Origin of the sequence: Mycolicibacterium sp. MU0053 (genome assembly GCF_963378095.1) — a bacterium.
GTDB classification, from domain to species: Bacteria; Actinomycetota; Actinomycetes; order Mycobacteriales; family Mycobacteriaceae; genus Mycobacterium; species Mycobacterium burgundiense.
This window is the reverse complement of the sequence record NZ_OY726397.1, coordinates 2,390,682-2,416,679: the sequence shown is the minus strand read 5'-3', so window position 1 is coordinate 2,416,679 and position 25,998 is coordinate 2,390,682. Positions and strand designations below refer to the sequence as shown.

At 70.2% G+C, this 25,998-nt stretch carries 26 protein-coding genes; 1 reads left to right on the top strand and 25 read right to left on the bottom strand.

From position 1 onward, the window contains the following. Positions 1 to 186: 186 nt before the first annotated feature. The 16 genes from tyrS to RCP80_RS11090 form a co-directional block, all read right to left on the bottom strand. Positions 187 to 1,470, bottom strand: a complete 1,284-nt coding sequence (gene tyrS, locus RCP80_RS11165) for a tyrosine--tRNA ligase (RefSeq protein ID WP_308482379.1) — start codon at positions 1,468 to 1,470, stop codon at positions 187 to 189. A 29-nt stretch (positions 1,471 to 1,499) separates the two neighbouring features. Further along, positions 1,500 to 2,108, bottom strand: coding sequence for a DNA-3-methyladenine glycosylase (locus RCP80_RS11160; protein WP_308482378.1), 609 nt, complete (start codon positions 2,106 to 2,108; stop codon positions 1,500 to 1,502). 11 nt (positions 2,109 to 2,119) lie between these two features. Beyond that, positions 2,120 to 2,323, bottom strand: a complete 204-nt coding sequence (locus RCP80_RS11155) for a Trm112 family protein (protein WP_308482377.1) — start codon at positions 2,321 to 2,323, stop codon at positions 2,120 to 2,122. An 8-nt stretch (positions 2,324 to 2,331) separates the two neighbouring features. Beyond that, positions 2,332 to 2,793 carry a hypothetical protein gene (locus RCP80_RS11150; RefSeq protein WP_308482376.1) on the bottom strand — a complete coding sequence of 154 codons (462 nt, stop codon included), beginning with the start codon at positions 2,791 to 2,793 and terminating at the stop codon, positions 2,332 to 2,334. A gap of 64 nt (positions 2,794 to 2,857) precedes the next feature. Then, on the bottom strand, positions 2,858 to 5,872 hold the full coding sequence (locus tag RCP80_RS11145; protein ID WP_373693489.1) for an acyl-CoA synthetase: 3,015 nt from the start codon (positions 5,870 to 5,872) through the stop codon (positions 2,858 to 2,860). A gap of 56 nt (positions 5,873 to 5,928) precedes the next feature. Then, positions 5,929 to 7,119, bottom strand: coding sequence for an alpha-D-ribose 1-methylphosphonate 5-triphosphate diphosphatase (locus RCP80_RS11140; protein WP_308482374.1), 1,191 nt, complete (start codon positions 7,117 to 7,119; stop codon positions 5,929 to 5,931). After that, positions 7,110 to 7,778 carry an ATP-binding cassette domain-containing protein gene (locus tag RCP80_RS11135; RefSeq protein ID WP_308482373.1) on the bottom strand — a complete coding sequence of 223 codons (669 nt, stop codon included), beginning with the start codon at positions 7,776 to 7,778 and terminating at the stop codon, positions 7,110 to 7,112. Before RCP80_RS11135 ends, RCP80_RS11140 begins: the two co-directional genes overlap by 10 nt. Continuing rightward, a complete protein-coding gene (locus RCP80_RS11130) occupies positions 7,778 to 8,617 on the bottom strand; it encodes an ATP-binding cassette domain-containing protein (RefSeq protein ID WP_308482372.1) in 840 nt (279 codons plus the stop codon). The genes RCP80_RS11135 and RCP80_RS11130 overlap by 1 nt, the downstream gene beginning before the upstream one ends. Continuing rightward, positions 8,614 to 9,477: an alpha-D-ribose 1-methylphosphonate 5-phosphate C-P-lyase PhnJ gene (locus tag RCP80_RS11125; RefSeq protein ID WP_308482371.1), complete on the bottom strand. Its 864-nt coding sequence runs from the start codon at positions 9,475 to 9,477 to the stop codon at positions 8,614 to 8,616. Before RCP80_RS11125 ends, RCP80_RS11130 begins: the two co-directional genes overlap by 4 nt. Continuing rightward, positions 9,474 to 10,502, bottom strand: coding sequence for a carbon-phosphorus lyase complex subunit PhnI (locus tag RCP80_RS11120; RefSeq protein WP_308482370.1), 1,029 nt, complete (start codon positions 10,500 to 10,502; stop codon positions 9,474 to 9,476). Before RCP80_RS11120 ends, RCP80_RS11125 begins: the two co-directional genes overlap by 4 nt. Next, complete coding sequence (locus RCP80_RS11115; protein WP_308482369.1) at positions 10,502 to 11,068, bottom strand: phosphonate C-P lyase system protein PhnH; 567 nt, start codon at positions 11,066 to 11,068, stop codon at positions 10,502 to 10,504. Before RCP80_RS11115 ends, RCP80_RS11120 begins: the two co-directional genes overlap by 1 nt. Then, positions 11,065 to 11,481 (bottom strand): phosphonate C-P lyase system protein PhnG, encoded by a 417-nt coding sequence (locus RCP80_RS11110; protein ID WP_308482368.1) that lies wholly within the window; start codon positions 11,479 to 11,481, stop codon positions 11,065 to 11,067. The genes RCP80_RS11115 and RCP80_RS11110 overlap by 4 nt, the downstream gene beginning before the upstream one ends. Beyond that, entirely contained in the window at positions 11,478 to 12,212 is a 735-nt protein-coding gene (locus RCP80_RS11105) for a GntR family transcriptional regulator (protein WP_308482367.1), read from the bottom strand. Before RCP80_RS11105 ends, RCP80_RS11110 begins: the two co-directional genes overlap by 4 nt. Positions 12,213 to 12,220: 8 nt before the next feature. Next, complete coding sequence (gene phnE, locus RCP80_RS11100) at positions 12,221 to 13,039, bottom strand: phosphonate ABC transporter, permease protein PhnE (RefSeq protein WP_308482366.1); 819 nt, start codon at positions 13,037 to 13,039, stop codon at positions 12,221 to 12,223. After that, positions 13,036 to 13,845 (bottom strand): phosphonate ABC transporter ATP-binding protein, encoded by an 810-nt coding sequence (locus tag RCP80_RS11095; RefSeq protein WP_308482365.1) that lies wholly within the window; start codon positions 13,843 to 13,845, stop codon positions 13,036 to 13,038. Before RCP80_RS11095 ends, phnE begins: the two co-directional genes overlap by 4 nt. A gap of 1 nt (position 13,846) precedes the next feature. Beyond that, positions 13,847 to 14,743, bottom strand: a complete 897-nt coding sequence (locus RCP80_RS11090; protein ID WP_308482364.1) for a PhnD/SsuA/transferrin family substrate-binding protein — start codon at positions 14,741 to 14,743, stop codon at positions 13,847 to 13,849. A 148-nt stretch (positions 14,744 to 14,891) separates the two neighbouring features. Between RCP80_RS11090 and RCP80_RS11085 the strand changes: the two genes are divergently transcribed. Further along, positions 14,892 to 16,673, top strand: coding sequence for an ABC-F family ATP-binding cassette domain-containing protein (locus RCP80_RS11085; protein ID WP_308482363.1), 1,782 nt, complete (start codon positions 14,892 to 14,894; stop codon positions 16,671 to 16,673). Between the two features lie 2 nt (positions 16,674 to 16,675). On the opposite strand, the gene RCP80_RS11080 is transcribed toward RCP80_RS11085, so the two are convergent. From RCP80_RS11080 to argC, 9 genes are read right to left on the bottom strand one after another with little or no spacing between them, the layout of a single operon-like run. Beyond that, positions 16,676 to 17,551, bottom strand: a complete 876-nt coding sequence (locus RCP80_RS11080; protein WP_308482362.1) for an alpha/beta hydrolase — start codon at positions 17,549 to 17,551, stop codon at positions 16,676 to 16,678. A gap of 16 nt (positions 17,552 to 17,567) precedes the next feature. Next, positions 17,568 to 18,980 carry an argininosuccinate lyase gene (argH, locus tag RCP80_RS11075; RefSeq protein ID WP_308482361.1) on the bottom strand — a complete coding sequence of 471 codons (1,413 nt, stop codon included), beginning with the start codon at positions 18,978 to 18,980 and terminating at the stop codon, positions 17,568 to 17,570. Continuing rightward, complete coding sequence (locus tag RCP80_RS11070; protein ID WP_308482360.1) at positions 18,977 to 20,179, bottom strand: argininosuccinate synthase; 1,203 nt, start codon at positions 20,177 to 20,179, stop codon at positions 18,977 to 18,979. The genes argH and RCP80_RS11070 overlap by 4 nt, the downstream gene beginning before the upstream one ends. A 36-nt stretch (positions 20,180 to 20,215) precedes the next feature. Then, a complete protein-coding gene (locus tag RCP80_RS11065; protein ID WP_308482359.1) occupies positions 20,216 to 20,722 on the bottom strand; it encodes an arginine repressor in 507 nt (168 codons plus the stop codon). Beyond that, on the bottom strand, positions 20,719 to 21,678 hold the full coding sequence (gene argF, locus RCP80_RS11060; RefSeq protein ID WP_308482358.1) for an ornithine carbamoyltransferase: 960 nt from the start codon (positions 21,676 to 21,678) through the stop codon (positions 20,719 to 20,721). The genes RCP80_RS11065 and argF overlap by 4 nt, the downstream gene beginning before the upstream one ends. Further along, complete coding sequence (locus tag RCP80_RS11055) at positions 21,675 to 22,865, bottom strand: acetylornithine transaminase (protein WP_308482357.1); 1,191 nt, start codon at positions 22,863 to 22,865, stop codon at positions 21,675 to 21,677. Before RCP80_RS11055 ends, argF begins: the two co-directional genes overlap by 4 nt. Continuing rightward, positions 22,862 to 23,731: an acetylglutamate kinase gene (gene argB, locus RCP80_RS11050; RefSeq protein ID WP_308482356.1), complete on the bottom strand. Its 870-nt coding sequence runs from the start codon at positions 23,729 to 23,731 to the stop codon at positions 22,862 to 22,864. The genes RCP80_RS11055 and argB overlap by 4 nt, the downstream gene beginning before the upstream one ends. Continuing rightward, complete coding sequence (gene argJ / locus RCP80_RS11045; RefSeq protein ID WP_308482355.1) at positions 23,728 to 24,927, bottom strand: bifunctional glutamate N-acetyltransferase/amino-acid acetyltransferase ArgJ; 1,200 nt, start codon at positions 24,925 to 24,927, stop codon at positions 23,728 to 23,730. Before argJ ends, argB begins: the two co-directional genes overlap by 4 nt. Then, positions 24,924 to 25,958: an N-acetyl-gamma-glutamyl-phosphate reductase gene (argC, locus tag RCP80_RS11040; RefSeq protein ID WP_308482354.1), complete on the bottom strand. Its 1,035-nt coding sequence runs from the start codon at positions 25,956 to 25,958 to the stop codon at positions 24,924 to 24,926. Before argC ends, argJ begins: the two co-directional genes overlap by 4 nt. Between the last annotated feature and the right edge of the window lie 40 nt (positions 25,959 to 25,998).

Sequence of the window (25,998 nt, the reverse complement as noted above, 5' to 3'; positions counted from 1 at the left end):
GCCCGCGGCCAAAGTGGCCGCGTGATTCTTGTGCGGACTAGTAGGAACATCTTGTTCACCAAGATAATTCCCGGGAAGCCGTCGCGCTCTCCGGCTGGGCCGTGTCGCGGCGACGAGAGATAAGTTACGGGTTTGGAAACAGAGAGTCAAATCGCCTGATAGAAGGTGGTTTTGGGACCTTCAAGATCAACCGGCGACCTTCTGCACGCCGGCCACATTGCGCTTGCCGCGCCGCAGCACGAGCCAACGACCGAACAGAAAGTCCGAGCTCTGGGGCACCCATTCGTCGGATGTGACCCGAATGTTGTTCACCGACACCCCGCCCTCGGCGATCGTGCGCCGGGCCGCACCCTTGCTCGCCGACAATCCCGTCGCGACCAAAAGGTCGGCTATCCCATCCGGGCCGTCCGGAGTGAGCTGGGCCACTTGGTTATTGCCGGCCTCGGTCAGTGCCGCGGCCAGCGTCGGCTCGTCGAGATCGGACAGCTCTCCCCTGCCGAACAGTGCCTGACTGGCCAGCTCCACCGAGGCCGTCGCGGCCGCACCGTGCACCAGCGTGGTCAACTCCTGGGCCAGCCGGCGCTGCGCGGCGCGCTCATGGGCCCGCTCCGTGGTGGCTTGTTCGAGGTCGTCGATCTCCTCGGCGGTCAGGAAGGTGAACCACCGCAGATAGGCGAGCACATCGGCGTCGGCGGTGTTGACGAAGTACTGGTACCACGCGTACGGGCTGGTCATGTCCGGGTCCAGCCACAGGTTCCCGCCGCCGGTCGACTTGCCGAACTTCTTGCCCTCGGAGTCGGTGACCAGCGGCGTCGTCAACGCGTGCACCGTCGCACCCAGCTTCTGGCGGACCAATCGCACGCCGGCGATGATGTTGCCCCACTGGTCGGATCCGCCGACCTGGAGGGCGCAGTCATAGCGTCGATGCAACTCCACGTAGTCGTTGGCCTGCAGCAGCATGTAGCTGAACTCGGTGTAGGAGATGCCCTCGCCGTCGAGTCGGCGGCGCACCGTGTCGCGGTCCAGCATCACGTTCACCGAGAAGTGCTTGCCCAGGTCGCGCAGGAATTCGATGGCCGACAGTTCGGCCGTCCAGGACAGGTTGTTCTCCACGACGGCACCGGTGGCGGTGTCGTCGAACTCCACGAACCGCTCGAGTTGGCCGCGAATGCGCTCCGCCCAGTCGGCCACCGTGTCGGCGTCGTTGAGGGTGCGCTCGCCGGCCTCTCGGGGATCGCCGATCATCCCGGTGGCGCCGCCGGCCAGCACGATCGGCCGGTGTCCGGCCTGTTGGAATCGGCGCAGCGTGAGCAGCGGCACCAGATGCCCGGCGTGCAGGCTCGGCCCGGTCGGGTCGAAACCCGAATAGACCGTTACCGGGCCCCCCGCCAGTTGTTGTCCCAGGGCGTCGCGGTCGGTCGACTGCGCGATCAGTCCGCGCCAGTCCAGCTCGTCGAGAATCGTGGCCATCCGTCGATCTTCCCGCACCGGCCGCGCACTCAGTCGCCGAGGCCGGTGACCGGAGCCCGCGGGCTGCGCCGATACGCCGAAACCTCCGGGTACTCGGCAAGCCAGAACCGCCAGGCACGGTCGGCGGCCTTGCTGACTCCCACCCGCGGTCCGCTGACCGCCGGCCGCTCGGCGGCCAGCTCCAGTCGCACCGGACTGGTCGGGTCGAAGACGTCGCTGCCGTTGTCGGACAGCTGGATTCCCAGCGCCGAGCACAGGTTGCCCGGGCCGCGGCCCAGCGCGCGGTCGGCGACGCCGCCGCGCCGTCGGCGCGCGACCTCCCGTCCGCTGACGACCACACCCGCCCGCACCAGCACCGCGGCAGCGGTGTCGGGCGGCCCGCACACGATGTTCGCGCACACGTGAATGCCGTGACTGCGGTAGGTGTAGAGCCGTCCGGCCGGACCGAACATCACCTGATTGCGGGCGTTGGGGCCGCGAAAGGAATGCGCCGCCGGATCCGGCCACGGACCGTCGGGAACCCCGCCGTACGCCTCGACCTCGACAATCAATGCCGCCGCATCACGCCCGTACAGGGTCGCGCCGAGCAGGCGGCGCGCCGCGGTCTGCGGATCGGTGATCAGCACGTCGACGCTCATATAGGGACAAACTACTGCGGCGGCTGCTCCGTCAGACGAGCGTGCTCCGCGTCATCGACCTCGCGGGATTCATCGGCCAACAACACCGGGATGCCCTCATCGATCCGGTAGGCGCGGCGCAACCGCGGGTTGTACAGCTCGTTCCCCACGTGCAGCAGCGGGCCGCGATCGACCGGGCACACCAGGATCTGCAGCAGTTTCTCGTCGACGGTCACTGACGCGGTTACCGACCGGGCATCTCGAAGACGGGGTTGCCGCTGTTGCCGCCGCTGCGGTCCATCGGGTTGGGGTTCGCCCAGTTGTCGTTCGGGACGATCCCCACCACGATTGGCGACTGGCCCTTCTTCGGAGTCGCGTGACTCAACGCCTTGCGTTGGTTGGCCAGCGCGCCGTTCAACGCCTCGACCAGCGGACCCTGATTGGGACCGCGGTCCATCGCGGCCTGGATCGCCGCGAGGTCGCCCGGCTTCGGGTTGTAGCCCTGGGCGCGCAACTCCAGCGAGGCCCGCAACAAGTTCGCGACCAGACCCGCACCGGAGCCCGTGGAGTACTGCTGGGCCAGCTCGTCGAGAACGTCGGCGCCGGCGGTCGCGGTGCCGATCCCCAACGAACCGAGGGCCAACCCCACGCTGGTCACCCCGATGACCGCCGCGCGACGGTACCGGGAGGTCTTGTTTCCAGTCATGCGATTCCTCCGAACGAGTGTCACCGGGAGCCTAACAGCGCTGTCGTCCACCGGCATGTCGTTGTTACTGCGGTCCGACGAGTTGGGTGCGCATCGCCGCGGTCAGTCGTTTGAACCCGCCGGTCTGCGGGTCCAGGCACCACGCCTGCCGACCGGCCTTCGGGATGCCGGCCGCGCGCAGGTCGTCGACAATCGGCCGGTAGGTGGCCGACAGCGGCAGGTCGCCGACGACGTGAATGATGTCCGGCGCCAGGCCCACCGGCAGCTCCGCCAACGCCTCGGTGAGATCGGCCGCCGTCACCGCCGCTCCCGGCCGCAGCGTCAGCGCGGTGATCGCCACATCGTGGTCCCCGACGGTCACCCCATAGGTGACCGCCAAGTCGACCGCGCCGATCATGCTGACGGCGTCGGTGACCGGCTCGCCGAACACGACACCGCGCGCGGTGTGCATCACGCTGCTGCGGGTTCCGACCAGCCAGAAGTCCCCGTCCTCGTCGCGGCGGAACAACGCCTCGGTGGACACCCAGGTGTCCGCGGGAGCGAAAACGCCGCGCTTGACCGAGGCGGTCGGGTCCACCGGGCCCCGTGGCCGGGCCAGCAGGACACCCACCTGGTCGGGACCGGCGACCTGCACGAAGCCGCGCTCGTCCTCGAGGATCAGGTCCTCTTCGGCGCTGTAGGCCCCCAGTTCGATCTGGCCGCCGCCGGGCAGCGGACGCCCCTTGCTGCCCACCTTGGCGCCGGAGACGTTGGCCAACACCGCCTGACCGTCGGTCGTCGCGTAGAACTCCACGACGTTGGCGGGGGCGAACGCCTCGCAGACCCGCTGCCACAGCCCGGTGGGCATGCCGGACCCGATGAAGACCCGCACCGGGTGGTTGCCATGCAGCGCAAAGCGCGGGTCATCGATGACGTCGGACAGCATCGCCCACGTGTAGGACACCACGGTGACGCCGTACTGACGGACCTCCTGGACGAAGGTGTCCGGGCGCAGTCCGCGCGACAGCGCGATCCGGGCACCGCCGACCACGGCACCGCCGAGGGCCACCAGCAGTCCGGACTGATGATGCAGCGGCGTCAGGCAATACACGGTGTCGCTGCGCCCGATGGCGGCGGTGGATGCGGTACCGAAGGCCGACAGCGCCCACCGGAAGTTGGTGATCTCCTTGGCCACGAGTTGGCCGCCGACGGTGTTGAACGCGACGAAGGCGCGATCGCGGGCCAGCCCGGGGTTGGGTCGGTACCAGCCGGGCAACTCGACGACATCGGGGTTGATCTGCTCCATGTCCACGACATCGGTGCCGTCGGGCAGGTGCAGCCGGCGGGACTCGCCGCCGCCGAGTACCAGCGTCTGCAGCGACAACTGCCCGGCCGCATCGAGATTGGAGGGGTCGGTCAGGATTTCGGAGACCCCGCCGAGCCGGGCCGCTTCGGCCAGGTCGCCGTCGGGCGGCATCAGCACCGCCACGGCCCCGAGCCGCGACAGCGCCGCGATCGCCACCAGGGCGCTCGGCCGGGTCTCCATCAGCACGCCGACGTGATCGCCCTGCCGGATACCGACGTCGATCAGGCCGCGCACCACATTGTTGATCCGACGGTCGACCGCCTCATAGGTGTGCACCCGCCCGTCGAACAGCAGGAACTCGCCGTTGGGCGCGCCACGGGCCTGTTCAGAGATGATGCGGCCCAACGAGATCCGGGTGTGGTCGTTGATCTGTCCGAGGCGCGCCAACCGCGGCAGCGTGCGCGCGGTCTCCACGGCCAGCGTGCGGATCGACTTGCCGGCGGCACCGACCGCGTCCGCCGCGCCGCGGGCCAGCGTCAACGCCACCTCGGAGGCGCCGCCCACCCCGTGCACCACGCGGGAGGCCAACGGCACCCCACTTTCGCCGGGCTCCTCGGGCTGATCCTGCATGGGCTCGATGCTCGTCGGGCGCGGGCCCTGTCCGGCCAGCCACAGCACCCAGTCCGCGACGGTGGGCCAGGTGATCTCGGAGGCCTTCGAGCCGACCACCAGACCGAAATGCCCGGTGCGGATCATCGTTTCGTAGACATCGGCGCTCGGCGCGGCCCGCCGAATGCCACGCACCGACGCGGGCTGCCCGATGTCGTCCACCTCGCCCACGAACGCCAGTACCGGACAGGTGATATCGGTCAACGTCACCAACTGACCGTTGATCGCGAAGCCGCCGGTCATCATCCGGTTGTGCGCAATGAACTGCTTGAGCAGCTCGGAGATCGCCGGCCCGGACCACGCGATCCAGCCCTCGGAATCGAGGAACCGGCGCTGCTGTTCGCGCGGCAACAGCGCCTGGCGGTCGTGGAGTTGACGCAGAAAGTCCAGCCGGGCCTTGGCGGTCTTGAGCGGATCCATCATCTGGAACCCCGTGCGCGCCATCCAGCCCTGGATGTCGAGCCGGTTGAACACGTGGTCGGCCATGAAATCCGCGGCCACCACACCCAGATTGGGCGGGATGCCCATCGGCAGCGCCGCCAGGGTGTCCACCGGCGAACCGAACGCGATGATGCTGGCAACGTCCTTCGAGCGCCGGTAGGCCACCGTCTGATAGCAGAACATCCCGCCCTGGGAGTAGCCGGCGACGTGGACGTCGCGGCCGGTGGTCTTCTTCACGGTGTCGATGGCGTCGTTCAGCGCCACCAGATGGTCGGCCAGCGTGCGCCGCATCCCGCCTTCGACCTTGTCGGGCTCGCCGAAGTCGATGACCCACGGGTCCAGCCCAGCGTGGTGCAGGATCCCCACCGCCCCGTCCTCGCGGGTGACGTCCCACATGTTCGCCGACATCATCATCGGGTGCACCATCAGCACCGGTTCCCCGGTGGGCGCCGTGCTTCGGCTGTCGGGCGGAAAATACCGCCGCAGCTTGTACATCGGCACGCTCTCGACAATCTGATAGGGCGACGGCACGGTGCCGGTCTCGAGGCCACCGAGTCGCAGCACCTCCAAGCCGTTCTGCGCGGTCGCCAACAGCCGTTCGACCGGCCTGGTGACCGCCGTTAGCCTCAGATCCACGCGCCGCTCCCCTGCCCAACGTGCCGATTGCCCCGACAGCCTGCACATTCTGGCACACGGGTCGATCCGGTCGGCGGGATTGTCCGGTACTCCGCAGCCGCGCTTCAGACGGTGGTGGTGCTGAGCCGAAACGCCTCGGAGACCCGGCCGAACACCAATTGGCCGTCCCGCCAGAGCGCCATGCCGACCTGCACGGCCGCCGTCGGGTCGCCGTTCGGGCCGGCCTGGATCCGCCGCAACGACCCCGTCAACGGCTTGCCCACCGCAATCGACGGATCCGGCAACCCCAGTACCGCCGCCGGGTTGGTCGAGATCAGGTCGACGGCCGCCGACAGGCTCAGCGAGGTGTCGCGCACCAGCGCGTACGGCGCCGCCTGCAGGGCCGAGGGCAGGTAGTCCGAACACAGCACGTCGCAGCACCCGGCCTCGGCGGCCTCCGACGCCAGCACGTTGCCGGTGGAGGTGGACCGCCCCCGGACCGCATTCGGGGCACCGAGCACCACGTGCATCCCCAACCGCCGGGCGTGCCGGGCGGCGTCCATCGTCAGCGGGAACTCCGCGACCCGGGCCCCGTGATCGAAGGCCTCCTGCACGTGCTCGGGGGTCCTGTCGTCGTGGCTGGCGAGCACGATGCCGTGGGCCCGCGCCAGCGCCGCGACCTCGGCCCGGCGCGCGCCGACGCCGGCCAGCCGCGCGGGGTCAACCGTGAACATCGCCTCGACCTCGGCCTCGCTGATCCCCCAGTCCTCGGCATAGAACGCCCGGGTCGCTTCGAGGGAACCGAATCGGCTGCGCTCCGCGGAGGTTTCGATCACCGAGATCAGCGCGACCCGCGACGTCGCCGCGAGCACGGCCGCGAGAGTTTCGACGCTGCGCTCGTCGGTCAGTTCGACCCGAGCGTGCACCCGCCAGTCGCACGCGAGTTCCGGACCCAATCGCTCGATTGCCGCGGCGAGTCGCGGGGCGTCGGTGATCTCGATGCCCTTGCGCGGCGAATGTTCACAGCGCACGGCAATGCACACCGTCGCGATCCCGGCGGCGGCGCACTCGGCGTCCAGCACCGGCAGCACCGCCTCGTGATCCAGCGTCACGGTGGCCCGCGGCTGGCGGCGCTGCACCAGATTGTCCAGGTGCAGGTCGACCGCCGCGGGTAGCAGCACCGCGCGGGTGGGCGCCGAGTTCGCGGCGATCTCCAGCACCCGACCGACCTCGTCGAGGGTGACCGTCGCGTCGGGGATCACCGGCCGTCCACCGCCGGGCACCACCGTCAATCCGTCCAGCACTGTCACACCCATGCGATGCGTCCCTCCTCCAGTTGGCCCACCGCGGCTGCGATCGGGCGTAATGCGCTTTCGGTGCCGGCGGTGACCACCACCGCGGCCCCGCCGTCGGCCGCCTCCTGCAGCCACGCGGACAGCGGCTCGACGGGTGCCGACGCCTCGGGGTCGTCGAGTACGACGACGTCACGATCGGCCAGCAACGCGGCGACGAGCGCGGCCGTGCGGCGTTGCGGTGCCCGCAATCCGCCGACGGACACCGCCGCCAACCGCGCGGCGCCCAGCCGGCTCAGCGCGGCCACCGCGGCCGCGCGGGGCTGCCGTGCGATCCGGGCGATGGCCACCGCGGTCGGCAGCGTGGGTGCGGCGACGAGTTCACCGTCGAAGCACGCGATGTGGTGGGTGCGCAACCAGGCCACCGACCGCGGGTCGGCGACGGCGAGACTCACCGCCGCCGCGCCCGGCACCCGCACCGTGACATCGCCCGCGCTCAGCCGGTAGCCGCCGGTCAGGCACCGAACCAGGCTCGTCCGGCCGGATCCGGCCGGGCCCTGCACCAGGGACACGCACCCGGCGCGCGCGGTCAGGTCGACCGCGGCCAACGGCCCCCACGGCGCGTCGTCGAACCGTTTCGCAGCGGCGGTCGCGGTCAGCACCGCGGATCCAGAAGTTCGCATCAGGTCAACCTCGAGGACACCAGCAGGCGTGTGTAGGGGTGTTGGGGGTCATGCAGAACTTGTTCGGCCACACCGTGTTCGACGACGCGACCGTGGTGCAGCACCACGATGCGCGAGGCCAGTATCCGCACCGCGGCCAGGTCGTGGGAGACCACGACGGTGGCCGACCCCAGCGTGTCGGCCACCTGTTGCACGGCATCGAGCAGCCCCGCCTGGATCGAAGGATCCAGCCCCGTCGTCGGCTCGTCCAACAACAGGATCAACGGCGGATCGACCAGCGCCCGCGCCAACTGCACCCGCTGCTGCATACCGCCCGAGAACGTCATCAGCGCATCGCCGTGGCGCTCACGGCCCAGGCCGAGTTCGGCGAGCATCGCGGCGGAGGTGGATTGCAATCGGCCGAAGTGTCGCTGGCCGGCCGACAACAACCGTTGGGCGACATTGGATTCCGCGGCCAGCCGCGGGTACAGCCCGGCCGCCAGCGCATTCTGGTGCACCATCACCACCGCCGACCGCCGCATCGGTGCGCTGCCGCACAGCACGACACCCTCGTCCGGCCTCAGGTCCAGGTACAGGCTGCGCAGCAGCGTCGTCTTTCCCGATCCCGACTCGCCGACGATCCCCAGCACCTCGTTGGGCCCGACATCGAACGAAACATCGTGCAGTGCGACGACGGAACCGCACCGGTCGCACCGGTTGGTGCCGGCCTCCTCCCCGGTGCGGACAAAGCAGTCGGCACACGTGGGGCCGAACCGATGCGAGATCCCCCGCACCGACAGCACGGGAGCCGGCGGACCCACCCGCACAGCGGGACCCGTCATGGTGGCCTCGGACGTCACGGCGTTCCCTTCTCTGCGCGCAGCCGGCAGGCGTCGGCGTCGGTACACATCCAGTCGGCCCCGGAATCCTGCGACACCCGGTAGGACCGCGTGCTGCCGCACCGGATGCACGCCGCACCGCTGTACTCCGACTGCAGCGGACGATCCTCGAAGGCCAACGGTTGCACGGACGTGAACGGCGGCAGGGCCGTCAGTCGCGCCCGCCGGCCCGCGCCCAGCAGGATCGGATGCGGCCGGCGATCCAACCGCAACACGTCGTACCGCGGGATCGGGCTGGGACTCATCAGCCGCTCGCCCGCAACCAGGACGGGATGGTCGGCGCCGGTGCGCGGCCCACCCAGGCGCGCTTCGGCGTCGTAGAGGTCCAGCCAGGCCGCCGTGTAGTCACCGCTGGCGTGGCGTTGCCGCGCGGCCGACTCGTCGGGTACGACGCGGTGCAGTGGATCGGGATGCGGCACCTGCAGCACCAGGAGTTGGTCGGCACGCAGGTCCACCTCCGGGATCCGGTGCCGGCTCTGGATGAGGGTGGCCTCGGTGGTCACGGTGGTGGCCGCGCAGTGCGCCGCCAGGCTGATCAGGGCGCGCATGCCGGCGGCGTTGACCGACATGTCGTCGCCCTGGTCGATGACCTTGACGACGTCGGCGGGGCCCACCACCGACAGCGTGACCTGCAGTCCGCCGCTGCCCCAGCCGCGGGCGACGGGCATCTCCCGGGACGCGAACGGCACCTGCCACCCCGGGATCGCCAACGCCTTCAGCAGTGCGCGTCGGACGTTGCGCTTGGTGTCCTCGTCGAGATAGGCGTAGGACTCCGCGGTGCCGTGCGCCGCCGCGAGCGCGGCGACCGTGGTGGGGGTCATGGTTGATCTCCTGACACCGCCGAGAGATAGGCGGCAAAGCTGGCGTAGTGCGGCAGTCGCAGATGCTCGACGAACCCGGTCGTGGCGGCGCCATCGCCGGCGGCGATGACGGTCTGCTCGTCGAGCACCAACGGTTGTTGGAGATCGCCGTCGGCGCGCATCGCGGCGTCGATCAACGCCAAGGCGAGCGCGCGCCGCTCCACGGTGCCCAGCGTCGCGCCCCAACCGGTGGCAAGGCCGGGGGCACCGGCCACGTCGGCGTCGAGCACCACCTCGGCTTCGGTCACCGGCACCTCGGCGACCGCGCACGGTATTGCGCTGCGCGGGTGCGGGATTCGCAGCGTGACCGTCTGCACCGAAAGCTCCATCAGGATCGCTTCCTGTCGGCGACCGAGGATCAGCGCGGACAGCGCGACCAGGGCCCCGGTCTCGCTGCGCGCCAGGACCGACAGGCGGCTGGCGCGAGACAGCGGCGGGGTCAGCACCGAGGTGGCCGGATCCGCGCCGTCCCCGTCCTCGCGCTCGGCGACCATGCGGACGCCCCCCAGCAGATCGCGGACCCGCGAGGTCGTGGCCCGGGTGGGGACCTCGCCGTCGTGGGCCGCGCCGGCACCGTGGGGAGCGCTCGGGGGCGCCGGTGGGCTGTCCGGTTCCGCCTCGTCGCCCCAGCTCAGCTGCCGCGGCTTGAGATCGCGCGCCGCGCCGAGCCATTGGCCGCCCGGAACCTGCGGGTACGCCGAGGACAGCCGGCGTTCGATGGCCACATCGGCCGCGGCCACCGGCGCGGGCGCGACGTGCGGTTGGGTGGCCGCCCACACCCGCAGCATCGACACCGCCGCGGCCAGATCACCCTGGGACTGGTGCAGCGCGCGACGCGCCGCCACGGTGTCCCACAGACCCGCCTCGGCGCACAGTTGCTCCTCGAGCACACTGGTGTCGATCTGTGCGCCCGCCAGCGGCCCGGGCTGCGCCACCAACGCGCGCGCGGCCTCAAGGGCGTCGTTCTCCTGCATGCTCGCATACATCAGGGCACCACCCGTTGCATCGACAAGCTGCGCGGCAGGCCGAGCAGCTGTTCACCGGCGGTCAGGAAAAGGTCGACGCCGCAGGGTGATTCGGCATTCGCGGTCCCGAAGGCACGCAGGGCGGCCGCTTCCAGCGGGACCGCCGCCGTCGCGGTGCCGTCGACTCCGGGTCCGCTGACACGCACCGCTACCGGGGGCGCGGTGGCCGCGATGACGACCGTGGCGCCCCGCTCCGGGTTGCTGCGGTCACCGCGGCGGGCCCGTTCGATCGCGTCGGCGGCGGGACCGTGCACCAGCACCCAGTCGGCGACGCCGATCGCACCGAGTTCGGCGCCGGTCTCGGCGGCCACGCGGGCGGCCACGCGCTGCGCGGCCGGACCGCCGGCCACCCCCAACACCAGGCCAGGATCCAGCAGCGCCAACAACACTGCCGCCGCGCCGTTGAGTTCATCGACGTCGGACATCGCGGCGAGCGCGGGCAGGGGCATGGGCTCCCCGGGTGCGCACAGCGCCCGCATGCAGGCCAGGAATGCGGTGCGGCCGTCGTGGACGCGGTCCCAGGTCATGGTTCGGCCAATCGGGTCAGGGCCACCCGACGGGCGGCGTCGGTGGCCGCGGTGCGGGCCCGCTCCCCCGTGTCATGGCACAACCGGTGCACCCGCTCGCGATGCGGGCCGTCGTGCTCGGCGGCGGCATCGCAGATCGCGGCGGCTATCGCGCCCACCGGGTCGTAGCCGCGCCGGTACCCGTCACCGCGCACACCGTCCAACTCCACGGTGCATCGGCTCAACCCGACGTGGCCCAGAACCACTGTGCTGGCCTCTGTTCCGGGGATCGGGAGCCGGACCGGGGCGCTCACCGACTCGGGACCGGAGATCACCTCGATGCGCCCGGCAGCGGCCAGGATGTCGTCGGCAAGCGTTTCGAGCGCGACGGCCTCGGCGGCGGCCAGGGCCTCGAATCGGGCTTCGGCGGTCACCACAGGTCCACCGTGAACTGGACCCGGTCGCCGCGAAACCGATGGTGTACGGCGGCCACCGGCGCCCCGTGCTGATCAACGTTGACGCCGCGCATCTCCAGGATCGCGTCGCCGACCCGGATCAGAAGCCGTTCGGCGTCCTCGGGCTCGGCCAGCGCCGCGGCGAAAGTGCGCTGCGACCGCTGCATCCGCACCCCGTGCGCCTCGAGCAGGAAGTCGTACAGCGACGTCTCGCCCTGCCACAGTTCGGTCAGGCCGGGGAATCGTCCGGTGCCGATGCGGGTTTCGGACAGCGACCACGGCTGGTCGTCGACGATTCGGACGGTGCGGCACACCAACACCGGTTCGGTGGTCTGGAGTTGGGCCTGCACTTCGGGGTCGGCGACGACGGTGCGGGACAGTTGCCGGATGCGCACCCCGAGACCGGCCTCGCGCATGTTCCGGGTGAAGCTGGCGTGGCGGCCGGCGGAGACGTCATAGCGCAGCAGCGGGGCCGCCACGAACGAACCCTTGCCGTGCCGGGTGTCGATGACGCCGCGGCGGTTCAACTCGTGCAGGGCCCGACGCACCGTGAGCCGGTTCACCTCGAACTCCGCGGACAAATCGGCCTCGCTGGGCAGCCGGTCCCCCGGTTGCGCGTGCTGCGCCAGCCGGGCCTCGATCAATTCGGTGAGCTGCCGGTAGACGGGACGGTCCCCGAACCGGTTGATCACTGTTCCTGCATTGGTCATCGCTCCCCCTACTCGCCCAGGACGCGTCGCCGGATGGCGGATGAAACCCGCTCGAACACAACGACAACGATCAGGATGGACAAAATGATGGTGAGTGCCTCGTCGTAGCGCAGCAGTGTCATCGAGGTGGCCAACTCGATGCCGATCCCGCCGGCCCCGACCAGTCCGAGCACCACCGACGAGCGCGCCGACGATTCCAGCGCGAACATCGACGTCGTCACGAACGACGGCAGGCAGGTCGGCACCACGCCGCCGGCCAGCACCCCGATCCGGGACGCCCCCAGCGCCCGCAGTCCCTCCAGCCGGCCCGGGTCCAGGTCCTCGATGCTCTCGGCGAAGAAGCGGCCGCAGAAGCCCATCACGTCGACCGTGATGGCCAGCACGCCGGCCTCCGGTCCCAGTCCGACCGCGACCACGAAGATCAACCCCCACACCAGGTCCGGGACGCTGCGGCAGACGGTGATCCAGGCCCGCGCGGCGGTGTAACACGTCCAGTGCGGCGAGATGTTGCGCGCGGCCAAGCCGGCCAGCGGCAGGCTCAGAAGCACCCCGAAAATGGTTCCCAACAAAGCCATCTCGACGGTGACGAGCAGGGCTTTCAGGATGGGCCCCAGCCGGTCCACGTCCGGTGGGACGGCGTCGGCCAAGAAGTCACCCAGCCGCAACGCGCCGGTGCCCAGCGACTCCGGGTCCAGCTTCACCCCCTGCGTCCAGCCGTGAATCAGCACGCAGCCCGCGACGAGGATGATCACCAGGCTCAGCAGGCTCGGGCGACGGACCCGGGCCGGCGCGCCCGTGGCCGCCTCGCGGTGGAGCGTGCGGTTCACCGCGCATCGGTGGCGTAGACGCCATTGAGTCGGTCGGCATCGCAGAGCCGGCTGGGCCGATCCAGTTCGATTGTCCCGTGGCGCAATCCGATGATCCGGTCGGAGTAGCGCAGGGCCAGGTCGACGTGATGCATCGCCATGATCACCGTGACGCCGTTCTCCACCGCGATGGACCGCAGCAGGTCCATCGCGACCACCGCCGAGGCCGGGTCCAGGCTGGCCACCGGCTCGTCGGCCAGGATGAGGGTGGGTCGCTGCATGAGCATGCGGGCGATCGCCACCCGTTGCTGCTGGCCGCCGGAGAGGGATTCGACGCGACGCCCGGCGAACTCGTCGAGCCCGACGCGTTGCAGCGCCTGCATGGCCTCGTCCCGCACCTCGACCGGCGCCAATGTCGGCCACGCGCACCGCGTTCCGCGGCGGCCCATCGCGCCGTGCACCACGTTGTCGAACGCCGTCAGCCGCGATACCAGGTGGAACCGCTGGAACACGAATCCGACCTCGCGGCGCACGGCCCGCAACGCCGGCCGGGTGGCCGCGGTGACGTCGACGTCGCCGAGTCGGATCGTGCCCGCCGACGGTTCGATGAGCCGAACCAGACAACGCAGCAGCGTCGACTTGCCCGCACCATTGGTGCCGATCAGCGCGACCGTCTCGCCCGCCGCCACGGTCAGGTCGATCCCCGACAGCGTGACCTTCGCGTTGCGCCGGTACCCGACTCGCAGGCCCGAGACCTCGACCACGGCGGGCGGCGCCGGCAGCGCTGCGACCGGGGCGGCGACGTCGACTTCGGCAACCGAACCCATCTCAGTTGCCCACGAAGTCGGAGAAGTCGTTGGCGCCGATCGCCCGGTACATCGACCGGACCACGTCATAGTCGGCGTCGGTGACGGTCACCAGTTCGGCGTTGTCGTACTTCGCGTTGTCCTTGCCCTCCAACATCGCCGGCAGCAGCGTGTCGAAGTGGTCGACGAAGGTGCTCCGGACCGTCTCGATCATGGCCGGGTCGGCCCCCTGGCGCGCCATCAGCAGATCCGGCGGCAGCACGGGCCCCTCGGCCAGCAGCCTGAACTGCGACGGGTCGTCCTCCTCGGCCATGAATTCCTCGTAGTCGTGGCAGCCGATCCCGACGGCCTCGACATCGCCGCGTTTGAGCGCCTGGTGCACGGCGTCACCGACGGTGAGGACCTCCATCTCGGTCATCGGGTCCAGGCCGGCGTCGACGAGGATCTGCGAGGGTCCGAGGTGGCCGCTGGTCGAGCCGACGTCGGACATCGCGATCTTGGTGCCGCGCAACTGGTCGAGTTCGGTGGGCCCGTCGCTGGTGGTGTAGAGGCACGACCGGTAGCCGTCGCGTTGGATGGCGATGATCGGTTCGGCGCCGGTGCGCTCGTGCAGCACCACGTACTCGGCGGGGCCGGTGAAGACCACGTCGACCCGGTCGGCGGCCAGCGCCGCGGCGGCGGCGGTGCGGTCGTTGACCGCGAAGAACTCGACCGCGAGCCCGGACTGATCCTCGAATTCCTGCTTGAACGCCCCGAACTCGCGCTGCAACTCCTCGAGCCCCTGCAGATCGGTGACCGCCAGCCGGACGGTGGCGGGTTGAGCTTGGTCGTCGGCGGGCGCACCACTGCAGCCCGCGGCCACTGCTGCCACGGTCAGCATTCCCACCGTGCTGACGATCTTGCCGCGTACAGACTTCATGTCCTCATCCGTTCGTTCGCCGATGTCCGGTGCAACTGCCGTATAGATGTCTAGAGGTGTGATCGGAACTGCGGGTTAACGCCCGCTGACGGCTGAAATACCGTTCGATGGCGAGCGCGCTCGGCCGCGGGCGATAGGGTCGGCAGCAATGGCACACCTACTCGGCGCGGAGGGACTGCACCTGCAGTACCCCACCAAGGTCGTCTTCGAATCGGTGTCTCTCGGTGTCGACGACGGTGACCGCATCGGCATCGTCGGACGCAACGGCGACGGCAAATCCAGCCTGATGGGCATGCTGACGGGCTCGGTGCGTCCGAACGCGGGCCGCGTCACCCGCCGCAGCGGCCTACGAGTCGGGGCGCTGGCGCAGGCCGACGTGCTCGCCGACGACGACACCATCGGGCACGTCCTGGTGGGTGAGCAGGCCGACCACGAGTGGGCCCGCGACCCCCGGATCCGCGACGTGGTCAGCGGCCTGGTCTCCGACCTCGGCTGGACCGCCCGGGTCGGCACGCTCTCGGGCGGGCAGCGCCGCCGGGTTCAGTTGGCCGCCTTGCTGGTCGGCGACTGGGACGTGATCGCGCTCGATGAGCCCACCAACCATCTGGACGTCGAGGGCATCACCTGGCTGGCCGCCCACCTCAAGAACCGGTGGGCCCGCAACACCGGCGGACTCCTGCTGGTCACCCACGATCGTTGGTTCCTCGACGAGGTGGCGACCTCCACCTGGGAGGTCCACGACGGGGTCGTCGAACCGTTCGACGGCGGGTACGCCGCCTACGTGCTGCAGCGCGTCGAGCGCGACCGGATGGCCGCCTCCTCCGAGGCCAAGCGCCAGAACCTGATGCGCAAGGAGTTGGCCTGGTTGCGCCGCGGGGCCCCGGCGCGGACCTCGAAGCCCAAGTTCCGCATCGAGGCGGCCAATGCCTTGATCGCCGACGTGCCGCCGTTGCGCAACCCGCTGGAGTTGGCGAAGCTGGCCACCGCGCGGCTGGGCAAGGACGTCATCGACCTACTGGACGTATCGGTGTCCTACGACGACCGGCCGGTGCTGCGGGACATCGAGTGGCGGATCGGTCCCGGCGAGCGCACCGGAATTTTGGGGGCCAACGGCGCCGGCAAGTCCACGCTGCTCGGCTTGATCGCCGGCACCGTGGCACCGGACTCCGGTCGGGTCAAACGCGGTAAGACGGTCCGGTTGGCCAAGCTCGATCAGCAGGCCGGAATCCTTGCCGACATCGAACAGGACCTGGTCCGCGACGTGCTCGGCCGGCTCAAGACCGGGTACGTCGTCGACGGGCGCGAGATGACCCCGGCACAGCTGCTGGAGCGGTTGGGCTTTGCCCGCGAACAGCTTTCGACCCGGGTGTCCGACCTGTCCGGCGGACAGCGCCGCCGGCTGCAGCTCATCCTCACGCTGCTGTCCGAGCCGAACGTGCTGATCCTGGACGAGCCCACCAACGACGTCGACACCGACATGCTCACCGCCACCGAGGAACTGCTCGATTCCTGGCCCGGCACCCTGATCGTGGTCTCCCACGACCGGTATCTGTTGGAGCGGGTCACCGATCAGCAGTACGCGGTGCTGGACGGCCGGCTGCGGCACCTGCCCGGCGGCATCGAGGAGTATCTGCGGTTGGCCGAGCAGCAGCGCGACCGGCCGGCCCCCGGGTCGCAGCCCCCGAAAACCCCTGCCGCGCCCGGGCTTTCCGGAGCCGAGCAGCGTGCGGTCGAGAAGGAGATCGCCGCGCTGGACCGGTCGCTGGCCAAGCTGTCGGATCGGATCGCGGCCAAACACCAGCAACTCGCCGACCACGACCAGGCCGATCACGTCGGCCTGGCACGGCTCACCGATGAGCTGCGCGCGCTCGAGGCCGAGGTCGGTGAGCTGGAGGCGCGCTGGCTCGAGCTGTCCGAGGAACTCGACTGAGCTCAGGCCGCCGTGACCCGGCGCAGGAACGCGATCTGGTCGGCTACCACCTGCGGGCGGATGGCGTCGGTGTAGAACTCGAAATGCGGTACCGGATAGCTCTTCAATTCGCCATGGGGCACCGCCTCGGCCAGCGCGCCCGACAACTCCGGCGGGGTCTCGGCGTCGCGGTCTCCGATGCACACCAGCACCGGACACGCCACCCGCGGGGCGAATTGCGCGGGCCGGTAACGCATCATCTCCAGCAGCGCCCGCGGGGCCACCTCGTTGCGCCAGGTGGGGCTGTCCATCCCGGCGATCACGCGGTGCGCCTCGGCGCTGGCCATCACCGCGAATTCTCCCGGGCCGCCGACGGCCGGCAGGTACCACGGCGGCAGCCGCAGCTTGCCGCGCAGCCAATCGCCGACCATCGCCGCAAGCAGGCGCACGGTGCCGCCGAGGGATCGCCCCTGGACCCGGCGGGGAAATCCGTTGAACGGGATCTGAGCGATGACGGCCGCAACGCCGGGATCCCGCGACGCCGCGGCGATGACGTGCCCGCCGCCCAGCGAGGTGCCCCACAGCACGATCCGCTCCGGGTCGACGCCGTCGAGGCCCCGGGCGCAGGCCAGAGCCGCGGCGATGTCGTCGAGCTGTCCCGCGATGCTCACCACCTGGCGCGGTTGTCCGTCGCTGAGCCCGAAGCTGCGGTAGTCGAACGTCACCGCGTGGTAGCCGGCGCGGGCGAAATCCCGCGCCGTGGCCACCAGTGCGGGCGTGTCCTGGGTGCCGCCGAATCCGGTACACAGCACCACGCACGCGCCGCCCGTCCCGGCGCCGCGATACAGCTGGGCGACGCAACGGGTGCCCGCCGAGATGAACGTGAGCCGTTCAGCCATGCTTGCAGCGTAGTGACTATCCGAACAGTCGGCCGCGCAATCGGGTTGCCGTGTCCCGCACGACCTCGAGCTGGCGAGCCACCTGGCTCGGAGCGGTGCCGCCGCGGGCGTTGCGCGATTTCACCGAGCCCTCGACGGTCAACACCTCGCGGACCTCGGGGGTCAGGGCCGCATCGATCGAGGCGAACTCCGCGTCGGTGAGTTCGTCGAGGCCCACGCCGCGGCCCTCCGCGATGCGGACCGCCGCGCCGGCGGCCTCATGCGCGACTCGGAACGGGATCCCTTGGCGGACCAGCCATTCGGCGATATCGGTGGCCAGTGTGTAACCGGCGGGCGCCAACTGCGCCATCCGCTCCTCGTCGAAGCGCAGGGTGCCGACCAGACCCGCCATCGCCGGCAGCAGCAGCTCGAGCTGGGTCACCGAGTCGAAGACGGGTTCCTTGTCCTCCTGCAGATCCCGGTTGTAGGCCAGCGGCTGCGCCTTGAGGGTCGCCAGCAGCCCGGTCAGGTTGCCGATCAGCCGACCGGACTTGCCGCGCGCCAACTCCGCGATGTCGGGATTCTTCTTCTGCGGCATGATCGAGCTGCCGGTGGACCACGAGTCGTGCAGTTGCACGTAACCGAATTCCGTTGAGCTCCACAGGATGATGTCTTCGGCCAGCCGGGACAGGTCCACCCCGATCTGGGCGAACACGAACGCGGCCTCGGCGGCGAAGTCGCGGGCCGCGGTGGCGTCCACCGAGTTGTCGGCCGCGGCGGTGAAGCCGAGGTCGGCGGCGATCGCGTCGGGGTCCAGGCCCAGCGAGGAGCCGGCCAGCGCGCCGGATCCGTACGGCGAGATCGCGGTGCGCCGGTCGAAGTCGACGATGCGGTCGACGTCGCGCAGCAGCGGGTGGGCGTGGGCCAGCAGATGGTGCGCGAGCAGGATCGGTTGGGCCGACTGCAGGTGGGTCTTGCCGGGCATCACCGCGCTCGGGTGCGCGGCGGCCTGGTCGGCCAGCGCCGCCACCACCTGCAGTGCCCCGTCGGCGACGCGGCGCACCGCGTCGCGCAGCCACATCCGAAACAGCGTGGCCACCTGGTCGTTTCGGGACCGGCCCGCCCGCAGCCGACCGCCCAGGTCGGGCCCCACCCGCTCGATCAGGCCCCGTTCCAGGGCGCCGTGGACGTCCTCGTCGGCCGGGGTGGGCCCGAAGCTGCCGTCGTCGACGTCGGAGCCCAGCGCGTCCAGCCCGGCCAGCAACCCGTCGCGCTGCTGCTCGGTCAGCAGGCCGGCGCCGTACAGCACCCGGGCGTGCGCCTTGGAGGCGGTGATGTCATAGGGCGCCAGCACCCAGTCGAAATGGGTGGATTTGCTCAGTGCGGCAAGCGCGTCCGAGGGCCCGTCGGCGAACCGGCCGCCCCACAGCGCACCCTCGTTGGTGCTCACGACAGGCCGAGGTCCCGCTGCGCCGAGATCTTCGACGACAGGCCGTGCACGTGCACGAAGCCCTTGGCCGACGACTGGTCGAAGGTGTCGCCCTCGTCATAGGTGGCCAGGTTGAAGTCGTAGAGCGACTGGCTGCTGCGCCGACCGTTGACCGCGATGTGCCCGCCGTGCAACACCAACCGGATCTCACCGGTGACGTGCTCCTGGGTGTGCGCGACGAACGTCTCCAACGCCCGCTTGAGCGGCGAGAACCACAGGCCGTCGTAGACCAGCTCGCTCCACTTGCGGTCGGTGCCGCGCTTGTAGCGGCCCAGCTCGCGCTCCAACGTGACGTGCTCGAGTTCGGTGTGCGCGGTGATCAGCACCATGGCCCCGGGCGCCTCGTAGATCTCGCGGCTCTTGATGCCGACCAGGCGGTCCTCGACCACGTCGAGCCGACCCACGCCTTGGGCGCCGGCGCGCCGGTTGAGCTCCTCGATGGCCTCCAGCACCGACACGCCGCGCCCGTCGATCGAGACCGGGACACCCTTTTCGAAGCCCACGATGACCTCATCGGGGGTGCTCCAGTTGAGCGTGGGGTCCTCGGTGTACTCGTAGACGTCCTTGGTCGGGGCGTTCCACAGGTGCTCCAGGAAGCCGGTCTCGACCGCGCGGCCCCACACGTTCTGGTCGATCGAGAACGGCGAGCGCTTGCTGACGTTGATCGGGATCGCGTTCTCCTCGGCGAACGCGATGGCCTTCTCGCGGGTCCAGGCGTAGTCGCGGACCGGGGCCAGCACCTCCAGATCGGGTGCCAGCGAGGCGAATCCGACCTCGAAGCGCACCTGATCGTTGCCCTTGCCGGTGCAGCCGTGGGCGACGATGCCGCCACCGTGCTCGCGGGCCGCCGCCACCAGATGCTTGACGATCAGCGGCCGGCTGATCGCCGACACCAGCGGATAGCGGTCCATGTAGAGCGCGTTCGACTGGATCGTGGGCAGGCAGTACTGCTCGGCGAACTCGTCGCGCGCGTCGACCACCACGGCCTCGACCGCGCCGCAGTCGATCGCGCGCTGCCGCACGACCTCCATGTCCTCACCGCCCTGGCCGAGGTCGATGGCCACGGCCACGACCTCGCGGCCGGTCTCCTTGCCAATCCAACTGATCGCTACGGAGGTGTCCAAACCGCCGGAATACGCCAGGATGACGCGCTCAGACATCACCGTTCTCCTTCATCATCGTTTTCTCTTGGCTCTCTATTGCATTTCTTCGAATGTGCCGGCAAGCTCCGCGCCGGTCATCGGCTCGCGGGCGATGACCAGCACGGTGTCGTCGCCGGCGACGGTGCCCACCACATGCGGCAACGCGGCCCGGTCGATGGCGCTGGCCAGGTAGTGCGCCGCACCGGGCGGGGTCCGCAGCACCGCCAGGTTCCCGCTGGCATCGGTGGACACCAGTAGCTCGCCGAGCAGGCGGGTGACCCGCTCGGTGCCGCCGGTGACCCCGCGCACCGGGCTGCCGTCCTCCGGGATGACGTAGGCCCCGACGCCGCCGTCGGCGCCGCGAAGTTTAACCGCACCGAGTTCTTCCAGATCCCGCGAGAGGGTCGCCTGGGTGACCTCGATGCCCTCGGCGGCCAACAGGCCGGCCAGTTCGCTCTGGCTGTGCACCGACCGCACCGACAGCAGCGCCACGATCCGGGCCTGTCGGCCGGCCCGGGTCGAGGCGATGCCCGGGGCGGTCTTACCGGCGACGTCGGTCATGCGGGGGTCATCCCGCTTCGCTCCAACAACCAGACCAGCAACGCCTTCTGCGCGTGTAGCCGGTTCTCGGCCTCGTCCCAGACCGCACTGTGCGGTCCGTCGATGACCTCGTCGGTGATCTCGTGGCCGCGGTGCGCGGGAAGGCAGTGCAGCACAACGGCTTCGGAGTCCGCCAACGCCAGCAGCTCGGAGTTGAGCTGGAACGGCCGGAACGGACGCACCCGGTCGAGTCCGTCGTTCTCCTGTCCCATCGAGGTCCAGGTGTCGGTGACCAGCACGTCGGCGCCATCGGCGCCGGCGCGGGCATCGGTGGTCAGCGTCACCGTGGCGCCGGTCTCGGCGCCCCGGCGTTGCGCCGCGGTGACGAACTCCGGGTTCGGGGCGAAACCCTCCGGCGAGGCGACGGTGACATCGATGCCGGCGGTCACCCCGCCCAGCATCAGCGAGTGCGCCATGTTGTTGGCGCCGTCGCCGAGGTAGGTCAGCCGCAGCCCCGCCAGGTCGCCCTTGCGTTCGGCCAGGGTCTGCAGATCGGCCAGGACCTGACAGGGATGCAACTCGTCGGACAACGCGTTGACGATCGGGACGCTCGAACCCGACGCCATCGCGGTGAGCCGCTCCTGGGCGAAGGTGCGCCACACGATCACATCGACGTAGCGCGACAACACCGCCCCGGTGTCTTCCAGGGTCTCCTCGCGGCCCAACTGGGTGCTGCGGCCGTCGACGACGATGGCGTGCCCGCCCAACTGGGCGATGCCCATCTCGAAGGAGAAGCGGGTCCGGGTGGAGTTCTTCTCGAAGATCACCGCGACGCCGCGCGGCCCCTCGAGCGGGCGCCGGCTCAGCGGCTTGCGCTTGAGTTCGGCGGCCAGGGCCAATACCTCGGCCTGTTCCTCGGGGTTCAGGTCGTCGTCGCGCAGGAAGTGGCGGATGCCGCTGCGTGCTGGTGCTGTCATGAGGTCTCCTGTGCGGTATCGAGCACGCCCGGCAACGCTTCCAGGAAGCCGCCCAGCTGCTCTTCGGTGACGATCAGCGGCGGGGCCAGTCGCACCACGTCGGCCGCGGCGGCGTTGACCAGGAACCCGGCGGAGCGGGCCGCCGACTCCACCGCCTTGGCCTTGGCCTCGTGCAACACCACCCCGAGCAGCAGGCCACGGCCCCGGACATGACTCACCAGGGGATGGCCGATCTCCTCGATGCCGTGGCTCAGGGTCTTGCCCAGTACCTCGGCGCGGGTGATCAGATCATCGGCACGCAGCGTGCGCAACACCGCCAGTGCGGCCGCCGTGCACACCGGGTTGCCGCCGAAGGTGCTGCCGTGCAGACCCGGTGTCATCAGGTCCGCGGCGGCACCGATGCCGATGCACGCGCCGATCGGCAGCCCGCCGCCGAGGCCCTTGGCCAGCGTGACGATGTCGGGGGTGATGCCGTCATGCTGGTGGGCGAAGAAGGCACCGGTGCGTCCGAGTCCGGTCTGCACCTCGTCGAGGGCCAGCAGCGCACCGTGTTCGGCGGTGAGGTCGCGGGCCGCGGTGAGGTAACCGGGCGGTGGGACCACCACTCCGCCCTCGCCCATGATCGGCTCCAGGAAGACCGCGGCGGTGTCGTCGTCCACGGCGGCGGCCAGCGCGTCGACATCGCCGTACGGGACGTGGGTGACGTCACCGGGCAGCGGTGCGAACGGCGCCTGCTTGGTGGGCTGCCCGGTGAGCGCCAGCGAACCCATGGTCCGGCCGTGGAAGGCGCCTTGCGCGGCAACGAGTTTGGTGCGGCCGGTCAGCCGGGTCATCTTGAAGGCGACCTCGTTGGCCTCGGTGCCGGAATTGCAGAAGAAGACCCGGGCGCGGTGTTCGCCGCCGAGGTGATCGACCAACGCCTCGGCCAGCGCGATGCCCGGCTCGGTCGCGTACAGATTCGACGTGTGCCCCAGCGTGTTCAGCTGGCTGGTGACCGCCTCGATGACCGCCGGATGACGGTGCCCGAGCAGGTTGACCGCGATGCCGCCGAGCAGGTCCAGGTACGACTTGCCGTCCGGGTCGGTGACGACGGCGCCGGCCCCGCTGGCCAACGCCAACGGCGGGGTGCCGTAGTTGTCCATCATCACCGCGGACCAACGCCGCTGCAGCTCTTCGGTTCCCGTCATGCTTCCGGCACCACTTTCGTTCCGGCGCCCTCGTCGGTCAACAACTCGACCAGGACGCAGTGCTCGACCCGGCCGTCGATGACGTGCGCGCTGGGCACCCCGCCCGCCACGGCCCGCAGGCACGCCTCGACCTTGGGCACCATCCCGGCTTCCAGGCTGGGCAGCAGCTGGGTCAGCGCGCCGGTGTCGATCTCGGTGACCAGCGAGTCGCGGTTGGGCCAGTCGGTGTAGAGGCCCTCGATGTCGGTGAGCATCAACAGCTTCTCGGCGCCGAGCGCCTCGGCCAGCGCGGCCGCCGCGGTGTCGGCGTTGATGTTGTGCACCACGCCGTCGGCGTCGGGGGCAATGGTCGAGACCACCGGGATGCGCCCGGCCGCAATCAGATCCACCACCGCGGCGGTGTTGACCTCATCGATGTCGCCCACCAGGCCGATGTCGGTGGAGATCCCCTCGACCAGGACGCTGCGCCGTACCGCGGTGAACAGCCGGGCGTCCTCGCCGGTGAGGCCCACCGCGTACGGACCGTGCGCATTGATCAGGTTGACCAGTTCGCGGCCGACCTGACCGAACAGCACCATGCGCACGACGTCGAGCACCTCCGGTGTGGTAACCCGGAAGCCGCCCTTGAAATCACCGGCAATGCCGAGCTTCTTGAGCATCGCACTGATCTGCGGGCCGCCGCCGTGCACCACGACGGGCTTGATACCGCAGTTGCGCAGAAACACCATGTCGGCGGCGAACGCCGCCTTGAGCACGTCGTCGGTCATGGCGTTGCCGCCGTACTTCACCACGACCGTCTTGCCGTGCAACTGAGTCAGCCACGGCAACGCCTCGGCGAGGATCTGCGCTTTGGTCGCGACGCTCATGAGCTGTAGGCCGAGTTCTCTTCGACGTAGGCGTGCGACAGGTCGGTGGTCCGGATCGACGCCGTGGCCGCACCCAGACCCAGGTCCACCACGACCTCGATGTCGGGGCCGGACAGGTCCACCTCGCGCGCGCCCACCGCACCCGCACCGTTGACGCACACCGGGGAACCGTTGAACGACACCGAAATCCGGTCGGGTTCCAGCGGGAAGGGCACCATGCCGACCGCCGCCAGCACCCGGCCCCAATTCGGGTCCGAGCCGAACAGCGCGGTCTTGACCAGGGAGTCGCGGGCCACGATGCGAGCGGCGGTGAGCGCGTCGTCCTCGGTCAGCGCACCCGTCACGATGATCTGGATCCGTTTGGTGACGCCCTCGGCGTCGGCCTGCAGCTGGGCACACAGATCCTCGCACGCCTGACGCACCGCGTGGTCGAGTTCGGCTTGGCTGGGCGCGATTTCGCTGGCGCCGGAGGCCAGCAGCAGCACGGTGTCGTTGGTGGAACTGCTGCCGTCGATGTCGAGCCGTTCGAAGGTGCACGCGGCGGCCGACCGCAGCGCGGCCTCGAGCGCCTCCGCAGTGGCCACCGCGTCGGTGGTGAGTACCACCAGCATGGTCGCCAACGAGGGCGCCATCATCCCCGCACCCTTGGCCATCCCGCCGACGGTCCAGTTGTCCCGATGGTGCAGCGCGACCTGCTTGGGCACGGTGTCGGTGGTCATGATGGCCCGGGCGGCCTCCTCGCCGCCGGAGAGCCCGCCGGCCATCTCGTGCACGATCTCGGTCACTCCGGCACTGAGCTTGTCCATCGGCAGCCGGTCGCCGATCAACCCGGTGGAACAGACCGCCACCTCGATCGCGCCGGTCTCGGTGCCCCACTGCGACAGCGCCGCGGCCACGGCCTCGGCGGTGGCGTGGGTGTCCTGGAATCCCCCGGGGCCGGTACAGGCGTTGGCCCCGCCGGAGTTGAGGATCACCGCGCGCAACCGACCCGTGCCGAGCACCTGCTGGCTCCATAGCACCGGCGCCGCCTTGACCTGATTTCTGGTGAAGACGCCCGCCGCGGCGTGATCAGGACCCTCGTTGAAGACCAACGCCAAGTCCAGGTTTCCGGAGGCCTTGATGCCCGCGGCGATGCCGGCCGCCCGGAAGCCCGCCGGCGCGGTCACCCCCTGGGTGCGGAGCAACCGGGGGGTCATGGCGCCACTCCCACGATCGAAAGCCCCTCGGTCTCCGGCCAGCCCAGCGCCAGGTTCATCGACTGCACCGCGGCCCCGCCGGTCCCCTTCACCAGGTTGTCGATGGCGCACACCGCGACGAACGTCGACGCGTCCGCATCCACCGCAACCGCGATCTGGGCGGCGTTGCTGCCGATCACCGCGCCGGTGCGGGGCAACTGCCCCTCCGGCAGCAGATGCACGAATGGCTCCTCGGCGTACGCCTTTTCGTAGGCGGTCCGCAGCTCCGACACCGAGGCCTCGGTGCGAGCGGTGCAGGTGGCCAGGATGCCGCGCGAGGTGGGGATCAGCACCGGGGTGAACGACACCGTGACCTCCTTGTCGGTCACCGTGCGCAGGCCCTGCGCGATCTCCGGGGTGTGCCGGTGCAGCCCGCCGATGTTGTAGGCCCGCGCCGAGCCGATGACCTCCGAGCCCAGCAGGTCGACCTTGGCGGCGCGGCCCGCACCCGAGGTGCCGCTGACCGCGACGACGTTGATCGCGGGCTCCACCAGGCCGGCGGCCAGGGCGGGCAGCAGCGCCAGCAGCGCCGCGGTGGGATAGCAGCCCGGCACCGCGACCCGCTTGGTATCGCGCAGCGCCTCGCGCGCACCGGGCAACTCCGGCATGCCGTAGGGCCAGCTGCCGGCGTGGTCGGAGCCGTAGAAGCGCTTCCAGACGTCCGCGTCGGTGAGCCGGAAGTCCGCACCGCAGTCGATGACCAGGGTGTCCGGTCCCAACTGTTCGGCCAGCGCGGCGGAATGGCCGTGCGGCAGCGCCAGGAACACCACGTCGTGGCCGCGCAGGGTCTCGATGTCGGTGGGCGCCAGCACCCGACCGGCCAGCGGCAACAGGTGCGGGTGGTGCTCACCGAGGGCGCTGCCCGCACTGCCGGCGGCGGTCAGCGCGCCGATCTCGAGTCGGCCGTCGCCGTAGCGCGGATGCCCGAGGAGCAGCCGCAGGATCTCGCCGCCCGCATATCCACTTGCACCTGCCAGTGCCACCGAAACCATTCACCGATTTTGCATGATTATGCAGTCATATGCAAACTAA